The sequence below is a fragment of the Halomonas sp. KM-1 genome, from assembly GCF_000246875.1.
Classification (GTDB): Bacteria; Pseudomonadota; Gammaproteobacteria; order Pseudomonadales; family Halomonadaceae; genus Halomonas; species Halomonas aerodenitrificans.
In genome coordinates this window covers 53334-68063 of record NZ_BAEU01000078.1, presented here as the reverse complement: position 1 = coordinate 68063, position 14730 = coordinate 53334, and the positions used below count along the sequence as shown (strand labels likewise).

Below are 14730 nucleotides of genomic sequence, written 5' to 3'. Positions count from 1 at the left end.
ATATCGCGAGAGGGTGGGCGTCGGTTTCGCCCTGGTCATCGTCGGACTCTACGCCTTCGTGGTCGGCCTCAAGCTCGGCCTGTTCCCCATCGGCCAGAGCATGGCCGCTCAGCTGATCGGCTTCGATACCTGGCTGTGGGTCTATCTGTTCGCCTTCTGTATCGGCTTTGCCACCACCATGGCCGAACCGGCGCTGATTGCCGTGGGCCAGCAGGCCGAGGAGGCTGCCGCCGGCAAGATCCAGGGCAACGTCATTCGCATACTTGTCGCCCTGGGCGTGGCGATCGGCATTACCATCGGCGTGCATCGCATCATCAGCGGCGATTCCATTCACTACTACATCATCGGCGGCTATGTGCTGGTGATCCTGCTCACCGCCCTGGCGCCCCGCTACATCGTGGCGCTGGCCTTCGACCTGGGTGGCGTGACCACCTCCGAGGTGACGGTGCCGCTGGTCACCGCCCTGGGGATCGGGCTGGCCAGCCAGATCGAGGGTCGAAACGTGTTGATCGACGGCTTCGGGCTGATCGCCTTCGCCTCGATCTTTCCTATCGTGACCGTCATGAGCTATGCCATCGTGATGGAGAGAGTGGCAAAGCCGGGAGGCAAGACGAGATGAAGTTTTCGCTGTTGGTCGCCATCGTGCCGGAAGACCTCGAACAGGAGTGTATCGACGCCGCCACCGAGGCCGGCGCGGTGGGCATGACGCTGATGAACGGACGCGGCATCGGCGGCGAGCGCAAGAAGACCTTCTTCGGCCTGACCTACGAGGGCAGTCAGAGCATCATGCTGCTGACCCTCGAGAAAGGCCTGTCGCTGAAGGTGCTCAAGGCCATCCGCCAGGTGCTCAACCCCACCGGCGAGGATTCACGCGGCCTGGTCATGACGCTACCGGTGGAACACCTGGGCGGTATCGACATGGCGCAGGTCAAACGCTTCGAAGAGCGGCTCAGGCAAGACGTTTGAGCGCAAGATTGACGGAGAGAACGAGATGCTGGTCAAGGACATCATGAACCGCGACGTGGTGACGGTATCCCCCTTCGCCACCCTGCGCGATGCGCTGAGCCTGATGAAGCGCCACAACCTGAAGAGTCTGGTGGTGGAGCAGCAGGATCCCCACGATGCCTGGGGGCTGATCACCTACACCAATATCCTCAAGACCATCGTCGCCGAGAACGGCGACATCGACCTGATCAACGTCTATGACGTCTGTGCCAAGCCGGCCATCGGCGTTGGCGAGTCGCTGGACGTGCGCCACGTCGCCAGCCTGATGACCGATAGCGTGGTCAAGCGGGTACTGGTGCTGGACGACAACAAGTTGCTGGGCCTGGTCACGATGGATGATATCGTAGGCACCGTGCTCGACATGATCGAGTAAGCCGAACACGGATCTGCGCATGCAAGAGTTCTTCTCCTGGCTGGGCGAAACCCTGGGCGAGATCATTCGCTTCGTGGTCGACCTGCTGATCGTCTTCTTCTACAACCTGGGCGCCTCCGCCCGGGGCTTCTTCGACGGCCTGGCCTCAGCGCTGGGAATCCCCGCCACGCTGGTCAGCATGGCGGTGCTGCTGCTGGGGCTGTGGCTGCTCTACCTGGCGCTGCGCGCCCTGCTGCGCCGACGCATCGTCGCCACTCTGATCTGGGCGGTGCTGGGTGTGGTGGTGCTGAGCTGGCTGATCTATTAAACCCAGACCGAGTTAAAGTGCCGCCCCAGAGGCGGCACTATCTGATACCAGGATAGGCGGAATTCCGTAGCGAGCGAAGATAGGCTGGCCGCCGCCGGAGCGCAGCTGCCGGAGTGTAGCCCGCTACATGAGGACAGCGACGGTCCGACGCCTCGGCACCGCCGGCGGCCAGGATGGCTAGGTTCGTTCCCGACGAACCAACGCACTTCCCACATCCATGTGGGTCGTCGAGCGCAGTAGGAAATTACTCAGGCAAGGGCCTTTTCGATCACCTCATACACATTCGGCGAAAGCTTCTCGGCGCGGATGCGTTCGAGCTCGCCCTTCATCAGCGCCTGGCGCGACTCGTCGAAGCGCTGCCAGCGGGTGAGCGGCGTGACCAACCGCGCGGCGATCTCCGGATTGAGCCGGTTGAGCTCGATCACTACATCGCTCAACAGCCGGTAGCCCTCACCATCGGAACGGTGGAAGTTGATGCGGTTCTGGTTGGCGAAGGCACCGACCAAGGCGCGCACCTTGTTGGGATTCTTCAGCGAGAAGGCCGGATGGGCCATGAGGTGCTTGACCCGATCGAGGGCATCCGGCTGGGGCCGGGTGACCTGAATGGTGAACCACTGATCCATCACCAGCGAATCGTGTGCCCACTTCTCACCAAAGGCGCGCAGCGCGGGAGTGGCCAGATCGTCGCGGCTGCTGTGGGTCAGCAGCGTCAGCGCATGACGCACGTCGGTCATGTTGTGGTCGGCTTCGAACTGCCGGCGCGCCAGTTCGATGGCCTGTTCATCCTCGATGGCCATCAGGTAGGAGAGCGCCACGTTCTTCAGGCTGCGCCTTGCAATCTGTTCGGGCTCCGGCGCGTAGGGCGCATCGCTCACGTTCTCTTCAAAGACGCGCAGGAAGTCGTCGCGCAGAGTTGCCGCCAGTGACTGCTTGACGAAGTGACGTGCCTCGTGGATCGCTTCCACGTCCACCAGCGGCTGCTGCTCGGCAATGTAGGCCTCGCTCGGCAGCGTCAGCATCTCGGCCAATACCGCCTTGTCGTCGCCGCCGCGCTCCAGCAGGGCACGGAAGGCCTCTACCACGCGCGGATCCATGACCTTCTCCACGCCATTACGATGAGCGGCGATGAGATCATCCAGCGCCAACATCGCCAGGCGCTGTCCGGCATCCCAGCGATTGAAGCCGTCGGAGTCATTGGCCAGCAGGAAGGCCAGATCCTCACGAGCGTAGGGGAAGCGCAGTTGCACCGGCGCCGAGAAGCCGCGCAGCAGCGACGGTATCGGAGCCTCAGAGACGTCGGTGAAGACGTAGGTCTGCTCCTCTTCGCGCAGATGGATCACGCCATCGCTGCCGAGCGACTCGCCGTTCAACGTCAAGGGCAGATCGCGGCCGCTCTTGGTGCCCACCAGACCAAGGCGAACGGGAATGTGCAGCGGCTGCTTTTCCGGTTGCCCAGGCGTCGCCGGCGTGCGCTGACGCAAGGTTAGGCGATACTCGGCGTGGGCGTAGTCGTATTCGCCGTAGGCATCGATCTCCGGCGTACCGGCCTGGGAGTACCAGTGCATGAATTGGGAGAGGTCCTGCCCCGAGGCCTCGGCCATACAGGCGACGAAGTCCTCGATGGTCACGGCCTGGCCGTCGAAGCGCTCGAAGTAGAGGTCGCTGCCGCGGCGGAAGGCCTCCCAGCCGACCAGGTTGCACAGCATGCGCACCACCTCGGCGCCCTTCTCGTAGATGGTCAGGGTGTAGAAGTTGCCGATCTCGATGTAGTGGTCGGGGCGTACCGGGTGCGCCGTGGGTCCGGCATCCTCGGCGAACTGGGCGGTGCGGAAGAAGGCCACGTCCTCGATGCGCTTTACCGGCGCCGAATTGACATCGGCGGAGAAGCACTGATCGCGAAAGACGGTGAAGCCCTCCTTCAACGAGAGCTGGAACCAGTCGCGGCAGGTGACGCGGTTGCCCGACCAGTTGTGGAAGTACTCATGTGCGACGATGCCCTCGACCCGCTGGAAGGTGGCATCGGTGGCGGTATGCGGATGGGTCAGCACCGCCGCTGAGTTGAAGATGTTGAGCCCCTTGTTCTCCATGGCCCCCATGTTGAAGTCGTCGACCGCCACGATCATGAACAGATCGAGATCGTATTCGCGACCATAGGTCTCCTCGTCCCACTGCATGGACCGCTTGAGCGAGGCCATGGCGTGGTCGGTCTTGCCCAGGTTCTCCTCCTCGACCCAGATCTGCAGGGTGACCTCACGCCCGCTCATGGTGGTGAAGCGATCCTCGACCTTTTGCAGGTCACCGGCCACCAGCGCAAACAGGTAGCTGGGCTTGGGGAAGGGGTCGTCCCAAGTGACGAAGTGGCGCCCACCGGGCAGCTCGCCCCGCTCCACCGGATTGCCGTTGGAGAGCAGCACCGGCAGGCTCGCCCGGTCGCCGATCACCGTGGTGGAGAAGGTGGCCATCACGTCGGGGCGATCCGGGTAGTAGGTGATACGGCGGAAGCCCTCGGCCTCGCACTGGGTGCAGTACATGCCATTGGAAAGATAGAGCCCTTCCAGCGCCGTGTTCTCCTTGGGCGCGATTTCGACTTCGGTATCCAGACGGAAACACCGAGGTGGGCGGTGTACGGTCAGCCCACTCTCGCCGAGCGTGTACTCGTCGCCGGCAAGGGGCTGGCCGTCGATGGCGATCGACTTCAGGATCAGTTGCTCACCGTCGAGCTCGAGCGGCTCATCGGCCTCACACTCAGGGTTGCGCTCCAGTTGCAAGCTCGCCTTGACGAGGGTCGCCGCGGGATCGAGCTCGAAGGTCAACCCGACATGGGTCACACGGTAGGCGGGGGGCCGATAGTCGTGGCGATACGTCGGCTTGGGTTCAGACATCGGGAAGACTCCTGTCCATGGTCGGCGTCCATTGTACGGTTGGCGGCTCCCCAACCTCAAAGGCACATTGCGTCAGCGGCGCACGAAACGTGCCGAGTCGCCGCCCAGCCGAACGGGTTCGGGACGCGTGGCGATCCACAGCCCCAGCAGCGCCAGACCGCTCACCAGCAGCACTTTCAGCCACACCACACTGAGGGTGAAGAGGAGCACCAGAATCGAGAAGGCCAGCATGGCGCCGGCAAGCCATTTGGCGTGACGAGGAATGGCGCGCTCGCCCTCCCAGGCCACCACGGTGGGACCGAAGCGCGGATGCTCGCGTATCCACCGAGCGAAGCTCGGTGATCCGCGAGAAGCCGCCCAAACCGCCAGGAGCATGAAACAGGTCGTTGGCATCAGCGGCACGAAGACACCGATAACGCCGAGTGCAAAGCTGACCCATGCCAGTGCGATATAGAGAGCGCGTCGAAGCGAATGCATGCAGGTAGCTCCAATTCGGCGTTGCCAGCTCCCCTCATTGAAGCGCATCTCGGCAGTGCGGGCCAATCGGCCATCTCTATGGCCGCGTTAGAAAAAAGAAAGCCCGCCCGGAGGCGAGCCGACGAAGTGGATCTTCGCTAGTGTATGGGAATCTCACGGCGCTGCGTCTTCACCTCGCCGCTACGGGGCACGTGCACCTCGAGCACGCCATTGGCAAAGCTGGCCTTGATCTCTTCGGTACGAGCGTCGGCAGGAAGATCGAGTACCCGGCGAAAACTGCCATAGGAGCGCTCGATGCGCTGGAACTTGTCTTCCTTGGTGCTGCTTTCCTGGCGTTTCTCGCCTTCGATCACCAGGCGATGGTCATCCAAGGTGAGCTTGACATCCTTCTCTTCGACACCCGGCACCTCGACGCTGATCAGGTACTCCTCATCACGCTCGGCAATGTCGAGCTGCGGCCGCAGCAGGCTGGGCATATCGCCGAAGCGGCTCTCCAGCGAAGTCATGCCGAACTGACGCATGACGTCGTTCATCCAGCGATCGAGCTCCTGATGCATGCCGAACAACGGCGAGAGCTCGCCGCGACGTGGCTCGACGGGCACCGGAGTGCCGGCATCGGCGCTTTCGCTCTTGAACCAGTTCCAGGGAGAAAATTTCTGCAGGTTCATACGCCACCTCCTGTTCTTCAAAACACGTGACGCAACGGGCAGGCCATTCGGCCTTGTACTGGCAGAATTAAAATTGGCGACGTGGGAGGAAATTTCAAGGTCGGCTTGAGGCACGCTTGCGCCAGATCAAGATTTGCCATCGACCCCTGATGGGCCGATGGCGAAGCACTGCTCAGTCGCGGAAATTGTCGAACTGAAGTGCCAGGTCGGGGCCGCCCTCAGCGCGCAACAAGGCGATCACGTCCTGCAGATCGTCACGCTTCTTGCCGGTGACGCGCACCTTCTCGCCCTGAATCTGGGCCTGGACCTTGAGCTTGCTGTCCTTGATGCGCTTGACGATGTCCTTGGCCTCCTTCTGCTCCAGCCCCTGCTTGAGCTTGACCTCCTGGCGGGCGCGCACGCCGGAAAGCTCCGGCTCCTGCACGTCCATGCAGCGCGCATCGATACCACGGGCAATGAGGCGGTTGCGCAAGACGTCGAGCATCTGCTTGAGCTGGAAATCGACTTCGGCTTCGAGTTGCACCGTGTCGCCGTTCAGCTCGAAACTGGCCTTGACGCCCTTGAAGTCGAAGCGGCTCTGGACCTCGCGATTGGCCTGATCCACCGCGTTGCTGGCTTCGTGCTTGTCATATTCGGAAACGATATCGAAAGAAGGCATGGCTTTTCCCTGTTTGCCCGGTACGCCGGAAAGTCTACCAGCACCACGCGCCCCCTGCGCGTCTAGGAGGCTTCTTCAACCGGTTCTTCGGCTGCGACGAGGGACTTGCCCATCTGCCAGCCGGCGCAGCCATCCTCGTAGTAATCGTCGAGCCAGCGCTCCAGGCGAAACCCCATGCGACGGTACAGCCCCAGCGCGACACGGTTGTCGGCTCTCACCTCGAGCCCCAGGGCATCGGCTCCCTGGTCCATGGCCAGGCGCTCCAGCGCTTCGAGCAGGCGACGCCCCAGGCCGCTGCCGCGCGCCTCGGGGTGGACGCAAAAGGAGTAGAGCCGGGCACGACGGCTGCCGCGCCGGAACAGCAAGGTGCCGTAGCCCAATAGCCGCCCATCTTCTGCCTCGGCAAGCTGAGTCTCGGCATGAGCGCGATTCAACAGATGCCAAAGCTGCCGACGGCTGAAGCGGTCGCCGCTGAAGGCCAGCTGTTCCAGTCGATAGAGTGCGTCCAGATCCTGAGGACGGGCCTGACGCAACGAAACGCTCATCGAACTCTCCGCAACGGGCTGCAAACATTATGTGTCGTAGGTTCACGGTAGTCGTCCCGACACTGCTGTGAGTGGGCCGGGATCATGAAATCATTTCACCAGTCGATACGCTTGTCGACAGGAAGTTGCAGCGGCATGCTGACCGCATTCGGCAGTGCCCTGCCATCGTCTCCAACCCAACGGAACTCACCATGTGCCCCTTGCGTATCGTCGTCGATCGACAGGAAGACTGGCAGCCCTACTACCCCTCCGAGGATCTGATCGGCGCCGACGACTTTCTCGCTCTGGACCGCCGCCACCGCAGTGCCGCCGACCAGGACCGCAGCACGCATGTGATCAATCTGTGCGGTGAGCTCGATTACCTGGGCACCGGCTACTACGTCTCGCTGCTCGCCCAGGCCCGCGGTCAACGGGTCCTGCCGAGCGTTGAGACCCTCAACGAGCTGTCGCGCAAGGCACTGGTCGATCTGCAACTGGATACGCTGGCCCCGCTATTGGGCGAACTGGCACGTCAGGGCCGCCTCGCCGGTGACAGCGTGACTCTGCGGGTGCTGTTCGGCGAATGCCTCGAACCCGAGCTGGCCCGCCTCGCCCGTAAGCTGTTCGAGCGTCTGCCCTGCCCTTTGCTCGAGGCACGCTTGGTGCGACGCCACGATCTGTGGCGCCTGGCACGCCTCAAGCCGGTGGCGCTGCGCGATCTCAACGTCGACGAGCAGGACCTGTTCGCCTCAGCGCTGAACCGCCACTCGCGCAAGGTATGGCGCACGCCCACGGCGCGCCGCCGCTATCGCTTCGATCTGGCCATCCTCGTCGACCCCAAGGAGGCCATGCCACCCAGCAACACCAGTGCTCTGAAGGCCTTCATTCGCGCCGGCCGCAAGCTGGGCATCGACGTCTCGCTGATCACCCGGCGCGATGCCGGCCGGCTGGCGGAATTCGACGGACTCTTCATCCGCGAGACCACCGCGCTGGACCATCACACCTACCGCATGGCCCGGCTCGCCGAACATGAGGGGTTAGTGGTGATCGACTCGCCGCGGGATATCCTGCGCTGCACTAACAAGGTCTACCTGCACGCTCTGCTTCGGGCGCGGGGGGTGCCGGCGCCCGAGGGTATCCTGCTCAAGCGCCGCGACCGACGCCCCCTGGCCGAGCGCGTCGCCGGCATGAGCTTTCCCATGGTGCTGAAGATTCCCGACGGCTCCTTCTCCCGCGGCGTGGTCAAGGTCGAATCGCTGGAGCAGCTCGAGCGCGAGAGCAAGCGGCTGTTCGATGACTCCGCCCTGCTGCTGCTGCAGGAGTGGCTGCCCACGGAGTACGACTGGCGTATCGGCGTGCTGGACGGCCAGGTGCTGTTCGCAAGCCGCTATTACATGGCCCGCGGTCATTGGCAGATCTACGACCACTCGGGAGCACGCGTAAAGAGCGGCGGTTTCACTACTCACGACCCGTCCGAGGTGCCACTTGCGGTCATCAAGGCGGCCTTGAAAGCCACTCGCCTGATAGGTAGTGGGCTCTATGGCGTCGACATCAAGCAGGCAGGAGAGCGGGTCGTGGTCATCGAGGTCAACGACAACCCCAACGTGGATGCAGGCATCGAGGATGCTCGGCTCGGGCGCCAGCTCTACGAGCGGATCATGGCCGTCTTCCTGGCACGCATGGAAGCCCGGGTAGCGGCCAGATCGGCCAGCGAGTAGGACTTACTCAAAAAAACAAATTCCATCAATAGATTACTCGAACACCTTCTATCCTTGTCGCTGTTAGGAGACAGATCAAGCCCTTGATCTGCAAGGCTCAGTGAACTTTGCGCCTGAGATGTCTCCAAGTGGCGACACAATTGCGCCACCACTTCAGATAACAATTCTTTATCTTCACGCCAGCCCTCTGATTGGGAAGACTTTTTTCCAGTTGGCGTGGATGTTGCCTACCGTAGGGCACGCTAGCGAAGAAAACCCAGCCCTGTACGCCGTTAGCGTCGGTGAATACCGGCGCGATGGCGTTGATTGGATGAACAGGGCATTACTGCAAGGAGCGATGACGATCATGAAAATCACCATCTTCGGATCAGGCTATGTGGGACTGGTCACCGGCGCCTGCTTGGCCGATGTCGGCCACCAGGTCATGTGCGTGGATGTCGACCATGACAAGGTGGAACGGCTGAATGCTGGCGAAATCCCCATCTACGAGCCCGGCCTGGAAGATCTGATCGGCAAGAACAAGGCTGCCGGCCGTATCGAGTTCACCACCGATGCCGCCAAGGCGGTCGAATTCGGTCTGTTGCAGTTCATCGCCGTGGGCACCCCCTCCGACGAGGATGGCAGCGCTGATCTCAAGTACGTGTTGAAAGTCGCCGAAACCATCGGTCAGCACATGAACGACTACAAGGTCGTCGTCGACAAGTCGACCGTGCCGGTAGGCACGGCCAGCAAGGTGGAACGCACCATCGCCGCCGAGCTCGAGAAGCGCGGCGCGCGCCTAGAATTCGACGTCTGCTCCAATCCGGAATTCCTCAAGGAAGGTGCCGCCATCGAAGACTTCTCGCGCGGCTCGCGCATCGTCGTCGGCACCGGTTCGGAACGCGTCAAGCAGGCCATGCTGGAGTGCTATGGCCCTTATAACCGTCAGCGCGACAAGATGATGTTCATGGGCGTGCGCAGCGCCGAGCTGACCAAGTACGCCGCCAACGCCATGCTGGCGACCAAGATCAGCTTCATCAACGAAGTCGCCAACCTCGCCGAGCGCCTTGGCGCCGACGTCGAGGAAGTTCGCCATGGCATCGGCTCCGACCCGCGCATCGGCTACAGCTTCATCTACCCCGGCTGCGGCTACGGTGGCTCCTGCTTCCCCAAGGACGTCAAGGCTCTGGCCCACACCGCCGAGGAGATCGGTCATCCGGCCGAGATGATCAAGGCAGTGGAGCGGGTCAATGCGCGACAGAAGAACAAGCTGTTCGAGAAGCTCTGCCAGGCCTTCGACGGCCAGCTTGCCGGCAAGACCATCGCCATCTGGGGGCTGGCCTTCAAACCCAATACCGACGACATGCGCGAGGCGCCCAGCCGCGCGCTGATGGAAGCGCTGTGGGACGCCGGCGCGCGTGTCCAGGCCTACGACCCGGAAGCCTCCGACGAGTGTCGCCGTATCTATGGCGAGCGCGATGACCTGGTGCTGGCCGAACGTCGCGACGACACCCTGGAGGGCGCCCATGCACTGGTGATCTGCACCGAATGGAAGGCCTTCCGCACCATCGACTTCGCCGAGCTGCACGACAAGCTCGAGGAGCCGGTGCTGGTCGATGGTCGCAACCTTTTCCAACCCGATACCGTCAAGCGAGCCGGGCTCGCCTATTACGGTATCGGTCGAGGCGACTCCGTACGACCCGTGCTGGCGTGAGGAGCTGCAATGTCCTCTACTCCCCGCGACCACACCGTCGCCAGCCGAATCACGGAGCTGACTACCTTCGTGTTCGGCATGGCGCTGCTGATCCTGATCGTCAGCGAGCTGCCGACGGATGTGTTTTCGCCCGAGTCGCAGAACTTCTTCTTCGTCATCGGGACGATTGCCATCTGGCGGTACTCCTGGTGGGCAGTGCAGGCAATCCGCTCGGTCTGGTACAACCGGGTGATCTTCCCGCGCATGCGGGCCGAAGCCGATGCGGTGGACGAGCACGAAAAGCCTCCGGAGCTTTTCGTGCTGTGCACCTCGTTCCGCATCGAGGCTCGGGTCAACTTCCAGGTCTATGATGCCCTGGTCAGGGAAGCTCACGCCTACGGCGTGCCGACGACGATCTTCGCCTCCGTCTCGGACCGTACCGACGTGGATGTCATCACCCACGTCATGGACGAGCACGGCTGGCCGCAGAACGTCGAAGTGCGCTACATGTTCCAGAAGGGGGACGGCAAGCGCTCGGCCATGGCCGAGGTGCTGCGGGCGATCTCCCGGCGCCTGCCGGCGCCGGGATCGCTGCTGATCTCGATGGATGGCGATATCCGGCTCGAGCCGGGCACGCTGTCCCGTTCGCTCTCCTTCTTCGCGGCACAGGACGACCTGGGGGCACTGACTACCAACAACCGTGCCGAGGTCACCGGTAACGACGCCACCCGCGAGTGGTATGACCTGCGCTATGCGCAGCGCCACCTGATGATGAGTTCGATGTCGGTATCGCGTCGGCTGCTGGTGCTTACCGGCCGCTACAGCGTGTTCCGCGCCGACCTGGCGACCCAGCCCGACTTCATCGAGCTGATCGAGAGCGACCACGTCGACCACTGGCGCTTCGGCAACTTCAAGTTCCTTTCGGGGGACGACAAGTCGTCCTGGTACTGGCTGCTGAAGAACGGCTGGCGCATGCTCTACATTCCCGACGTCTACGTGACGGGGTTCGAGGAGCTGCCTGATCGGCGGCGTTTCTTTGCCTCGACCACCGACCTGATGCGTCGCTGGTACGGCAACATGCTGCGCACCAGTAACCGCGCCATTGCGCTGGGGCCTCGCCCGATGGGCATGTTCACCTGGTGGAGTCTGGTCGATCAACGACTCTCCATGTGGACGACGCTGGTGGGGCCCACTGTGGTGACCCTGGTATCGCTGTTCATCAGGCCCTCGTTCTTCTTCGCCTATGTGCTGTGGATCCTGATGACCCGCGGCATTGCCACTCTGATCCTTGCCTGGCAGCGCGGGCGCTTCAGCCTGCTGTGGATCCCGCTGATCTATTACAACCAGGTGTGGGGTGCGATGCTGAAGACCTATGTCAGCTTCCGCTTCAACCGTCAGAAGTGGTCGCGCCAGGGCATTTCGGCGGGCGAGCCGGACGATCCAGCAGCGGCCCGCAGGCAACGCCGAATGGGCCACCTGCTGCATGGCTTTGCCTACGGCGTGCTGCTGTTCGTGCTGATCCTGTCGACCGGTGTGATGGCCCCACCCGACCGCACGTCGCTGCATATCGCCCGGGACCAGACCTGGGAGCGCAATCAACAGCCGGAGAGGCTCGACCGCTGGATCGCCGCCGCCATGGCCGACAACAGAACGAGTGAAGCGGTGCAGCTCCCGCCAGGACACTTCCGCTTGGAAGGCGATCTGATCGACACCCTGCAGCAAAGCGCCCGGCCAAGCGACAGGCAGATCCAAGGCAATCGCCGCACCACGCTGGCGATATCGCCCGCCTTGGCGGAACTGATGCAGGGACCCGATGGCGAGCCGATCCAGGATGCCGTGCAGTGCACCGTGGATGCGTCCTGCCAGTTGGCTCTCGATGAACACAACCTGACCCTCGTCAACGTAAGACTCAGGATCGAGCCCGCCGCCCAAACGGAAGTAGCGGCGACTCAACCCTGACGCAAGGAGCGACCTACGGATGACTGATCATTTTTCCAACGACGACCCCAAGCGACACGAGCCTACCCTCGGTGGGGATCGCGCAAGGAGGCAACCCGATGCTGCCGCCGAGCCGGGCGGCGTCGATCACGACAGCGCACGCTTGACTCGTGGCGACCGCCTGCAGCACGAACGGCGCGACGAGCGCGGCTACATTCGCGTTACCCTGCCCTTTCGCGTCGACCTGGGCGACAGCGATACGGAGCTGAGTGGCAACGACGTCTCCCTGGGCGGCTTTTCCGCCCACAGCCGGCGCGACTACCAACCCGGTGAGCGCATCTCCGCCTCGCTGCTGATGATGGCAGGCGCCACCGAGCTGATCGTCCCACTGAAGGCGGAGTGTTTGCGCACCACGCCCGCTGAGCGCGGCGAGGGTTACGACGTCAGCTTCGAGATTACCGAGATCGAGCCGCAGCACCGCGAGTTGCTGCGCCAGATCATCCGCAGCGCCCTCAGCGGCCGCTCGCCCAATGTCGAAGGATTGATTGGTGGCGAAGACCCGCAGACGCCCCGCAAGCGCCAGGCGTCCAGAGCGCTACCGCCGGCACGGCCGCCCAAGCCCATGGGGCGCTACATCCTGTTGTTTGCCGCCATCGGCGTGCTGGTCCTGGTAGGCGCCGCAACCGCCTACCGCAACTTCATGCTGATCGAGCCCAGCTTCGCCGCCGTGACGGCACCGCGCATCGACATTCGCGCTCCCAGCCCGGGCATTCTCGGCGAACATGAACTGGTGGCCGGCGACCAGGTCGAGCGCGACCAGCTGTTGACCAACGTGATCAATAGCGACCTAGAGTCCGACCTGATCCTTGCCGAGGCGGCGCTGGACTACAACAACCGGCTGCTCGACAACCTGCGCGAGCACATCGAAGGCGGCATGCAGGAAGTCAGTCTGGCCAACTCGGCCCAGCCGGCCAGCGGCGACACCATGACCTTCGAGTCCGTCTCGCCTGAGATCGCGCAGGCACGTATCGACCAGTTCGAAACGGTGCGCGACTACGAGAGCTCGCGTATCGCCGCCCTCGAAGCCCGCATGGCCAGCAACGACATCTACAGCCCCTGCGACTGCCTGGTGGCATGGGCGCTGAGCAGTGCCGACGGGGTCTACATCAACGAAAGCGAACGGATCATGACGCTGATCCGTACCGACGAGGACGACGTGCTGGTCGAGGCGCTGGTCCACATGAACGACATCAGCCGTATCGACCCCGACCAGCAGGCCTACGTTACCCTGGCCAATGCCAACCAGCCCATTCGCGCCCGAGTGCGCAACGTCGCTCTGGACGTCGAGCGCCAACCGCGCGCCGGGTTCCCCAGTTGGGTGCGACAGCAGCAGAACGTAGCCAGCGTGCTGCTGGTACCGGAGGAGCCGCTGCCGGCCGAGAGCGTCGGCCAGCCGGTGGACGTGCGCTTTACCGAAGCCCCGCTGCTGGGTGCCGCCTCGGAGCGAATCTGGCAGGGAGTACGCTCGGTCATCCAGTTCGGCGATGATATCTACCGCGCAGCCATGGAGGACAACGATGAAGTTACCGACGACAGCTAAGGAACGCGGTTCCGTCGGCATGCATTCCAGCCTGCTGCTGGGATGCCTGACCCTGCTACCGGTCGCGGTCGGCCACGCTGACGAGGGCGCAGAGGCCCTCGTCGACATTCCACAGGAGATAGCCTGCTCACAGCGCTACACGGCAATGGAGACGCCGCGGCCACGCCAGGCGGCGAATGCCACGGCTGCGGACGGCCATGCCGCCGTGCGCCAGAACTTTCATACCACGCGCCACTGGGGCACCGACGAGAACGTCGAGCGGCTGGGCGCCGGACAGACCGGCATCGGCGAACCCGGCCTACGCGTACGCTACCCCGCCGGCACCTCATCGCCGGGAGAAGAGCCCCGCGGTGGCGCCGGTTTCTACAGCGATCCGCCTTCTCTGCAGGGGGCCGACCGTGCCTGCCTGAGCTATATGGTCCGCTTTCCTGCCGATTTCGACTTCGTTCGCGGTGGCAAGCTGCCGGGGCTGTATGGCGGTGAAGCCCCCTCGGGCGGGGAAGAGGTCGACGGCGTGAACGGTTTCTCGATGCGCCTGATGTGGCGCGAGGAGGGCGAAGGCGAACTCTACCCCTATGTGGTCGGCTTCGAGGGCGCTTCGATCGGGCGCGGCTTCTGGCATTTTCCCCTTGGCCAGTGGGTGACCGTCGAGCAGGAGGTCGTACTCAACGATCCCGGCCAGGAGAACGGCGTTGCCAGGCTGTGGGTCGACGGTCGCCCGGTGCTGGAGCACCAGAACGTGGTGTTTCGCACCACGCCCGACCTCACCGTCGACGGCCTGATGTTCTCGACCTTCTTCGGTGGCACCGGCGAAGGGTGGCGCACGCCCCGCGATCAATACGTCGACTTTGCCGCGTTCCGTTTCTACACCCCCTGACACCCACGTTCGAGCGCCAATGGAGCGACGC

General features: G+C 63.3%; 14 protein-coding genes. 9 read left to right on the top strand and 5 right to left on the bottom strand.

Annotated elements, in window-relative coordinates:
* The 4 genes from B8115_RS08390 to B8115_RS08375 form a co-directional block, all read left to right on the top strand.
* A partial coding sequence (locus tag B8115_RS08390) for a DUF1538 domain-containing protein (RefSeq protein ID WP_010627338.1) occupies positions 1–619 on the top strand: 619 nt, incomplete at its 5' end.
* On the top strand, positions 616–966 hold the full coding sequence (locus B8115_RS08385; protein WP_010627337.1) for a hypothetical protein: 351 nt from the start codon (positions 616–618) through the stop codon (positions 964–966). The genes B8115_RS08390 and B8115_RS08385, both read left to right, overlap by 4 nt.
* 25 nt (positions 967–991) lie before the next feature.
* Positions 992–1378: a CBS domain-containing protein gene (locus B8115_RS08380; protein ID WP_010627336.1), complete on the top strand. Its 387-nt coding sequence runs from the start codon at positions 992–994 to the stop codon at positions 1376–1378.
* A gap of 19 nt (positions 1379–1397) precedes the next feature.
* Complete coding sequence (locus B8115_RS08375) at positions 1398–1685, top strand: hypothetical protein (protein WP_010627335.1); 288 nt, start codon at positions 1398–1400, stop codon at positions 1683–1685.
* 248 nt (positions 1686–1933) lie between these two features.
* On the opposite strand, the gene pepN is transcribed toward B8115_RS08375, so the two are convergent.
* The 5 genes from pepN to B8115_RS08350 all read right to left on the bottom strand — a co-directional run bounded on the left by pepN (position 1934) and on the right by B8115_RS08350 (position 6915).
* On the bottom strand, positions 1934–4567 hold the full coding sequence (gene pepN / locus B8115_RS08370) for an aminopeptidase N (protein WP_010627334.1): 2634 nt from the start codon (positions 4565–4567) through the stop codon (positions 1934–1936).
* A 72-nt stretch (positions 4568–4639) separates the two neighbouring features.
* A complete protein-coding gene (locus tag B8115_RS08365) occupies positions 4640–5044 on the bottom strand; it encodes a YbaN family protein (protein ID WP_010627333.1) in 405 nt (134 codons plus the stop codon).
* A gap of 137 nt (positions 5045–5181) precedes the next feature.
* Positions 5182–5712 (bottom strand): Hsp20/alpha crystallin family protein, encoded by a 531-nt coding sequence (locus tag B8115_RS08360; protein WP_010627332.1) that lies wholly within the window; start codon positions 5710–5712, stop codon positions 5182–5184.
* 172 nt (positions 5713–5884) lie between these two features.
* Positions 5885–6370: a YajQ family cyclic di-GMP-binding protein gene (locus tag B8115_RS08355; protein ID WP_010627331.1), complete on the bottom strand. Its 486-nt coding sequence runs from the start codon at positions 6368–6370 to the stop codon at positions 5885–5887.
* Positions 6371–6432: 62 nt separating this feature from the next.
* Positions 6433–6915, bottom strand: coding sequence for a GNAT family N-acetyltransferase (locus B8115_RS08350; RefSeq protein ID WP_010627330.1), 483 nt, complete (start codon positions 6913–6915; stop codon positions 6433–6435).
* 191 nt (positions 6916–7106) lie between these two features.
* Between B8115_RS08350 and B8115_RS08345 the strand changes: the two genes are divergently transcribed.
* The 5 genes from B8115_RS08345 to B8115_RS08325 all read left to right on the top strand — a co-directional run bounded on the left by B8115_RS08345 (position 7107) and on the right by B8115_RS08325 (position 14699).
* Complete coding sequence (locus B8115_RS08345) at positions 7107–8612, top strand: RimK family alpha-L-glutamate ligase (RefSeq protein ID WP_010627329.1); 1506 nt, start codon at positions 7107–7109, stop codon at positions 8610–8612.
* Between the two features lie 346 nt (positions 8613–8958).
* Positions 8959–10305, top strand: coding sequence for a UDP-glucose/GDP-mannose dehydrogenase family protein (locus B8115_RS08340; protein ID WP_010627328.1), 1347 nt, complete (start codon positions 8959–8961; stop codon positions 10303–10305).
* A 9-nt stretch (positions 10306–10314) separates the two neighbouring features.
* Complete coding sequence (locus B8115_RS08335; RefSeq protein ID WP_010627327.1) at positions 10315–12243, top strand: glycosyltransferase; 1929 nt, start codon at positions 10315–10317, stop codon at positions 12241–12243.
* Between the two features lie 19 nt (positions 12244–12262).
* Positions 12263–13822 (top strand): HlyD family efflux transporter periplasmic adaptor subunit, encoded by a 1560-nt coding sequence (locus B8115_RS08330; protein WP_010627326.1) that lies wholly within the window; start codon positions 12263–12265, stop codon positions 13820–13822.
* Complete coding sequence (locus B8115_RS08325; RefSeq protein ID WP_026037981.1) at positions 13800–14699, top strand: polysaccharide lyase; 900 nt, start codon at positions 13800–13802, stop codon at positions 14697–14699. The genes B8115_RS08330 and B8115_RS08325 overlap by 23 nt, the downstream gene beginning before the upstream one ends.
* The last annotated feature ends 31 nt before the right edge of the window (positions 14700–14730 follow it).

Bases quoted from the DNA above. Each gene is read 5' to 3' on its own strand.
- B8115_RS08385 (WP_010627337.1), top strand. From the start codon at position 616: ATGAAGTTTTCGCTGTTGGTCGCCATCGTGCCGGAAGACCTCGAACAG.
- B8115_RS08380 (WP_010627336.1), top strand. From the start codon at position 992: ATGCTGGTCAAGGACATCATGAACCGCGACGTGGTGACGGTATCCCCC.
- B8115_RS08375 (WP_010627335.1), top strand. From the start codon at position 1,398: ATGCAAGAGTTCTTCTCCTGGCTGGGCGAAACCCTGGGCGAGATCATT.
- pepN (WP_010627334.1), bottom strand. From the start codon at position 4,567: ATGTCTGAACCCAAGCCGACGTATCGCCACGACTATCGGCCCCCCGCC.
- B8115_RS08365 (WP_010627333.1), bottom strand. From the start codon at position 5,044: ATGCATTCGCTTCGACGCGCTCTCTATATCGCACTGGCATGGGTCAGC.
- B8115_RS08360 (WP_010627332.1), bottom strand. From the start codon at position 5,712: ATGAACCTGCAGAAATTTTCTCCCTGGAACTGGTTCAAGAGCGAAAGC.
- B8115_RS08355 (WP_010627331.1), bottom strand. From the start codon at position 6,370: ATGCCTTCTTTCGATATCGTTTCCGAATATGACAAGCACGAAGCCAGC.
- B8115_RS08350 (WP_010627330.1), bottom strand. From the start codon at position 6,915: ATGAGCGTTTCGTTGCGTCAGGCCCGTCCTCAGGATCTGGACGCACTC.
- B8115_RS08345 (WP_010627329.1), top strand. From the start codon at position 7,107: ATGTGCCCCTTGCGTATCGTCGTCGATCGACAGGAAGACTGGCAGCCC.
- B8115_RS08340 (WP_010627328.1), top strand. From the start codon at position 8,959: ATGAAAATCACCATCTTCGGATCAGGCTATGTGGGACTGGTCACCGGC.
- B8115_RS08335 (WP_010627327.1), top strand. From the start codon at position 10,315: ATGTCCTCTACTCCCCGCGACCACACCGTCGCCAGCCGAATCACGGAG.
- B8115_RS08330 (WP_010627326.1), top strand. From the start codon at position 12,263: ATGACTGATCATTTTTCCAACGACGACCCCAAGCGACACGAGCCTACC.
- B8115_RS08325 (WP_026037981.1), top strand. From the start codon at position 13,800: ATGAAGTTACCGACGACAGCTAAGGAACGCGGTTCCGTCGGCATGCAT.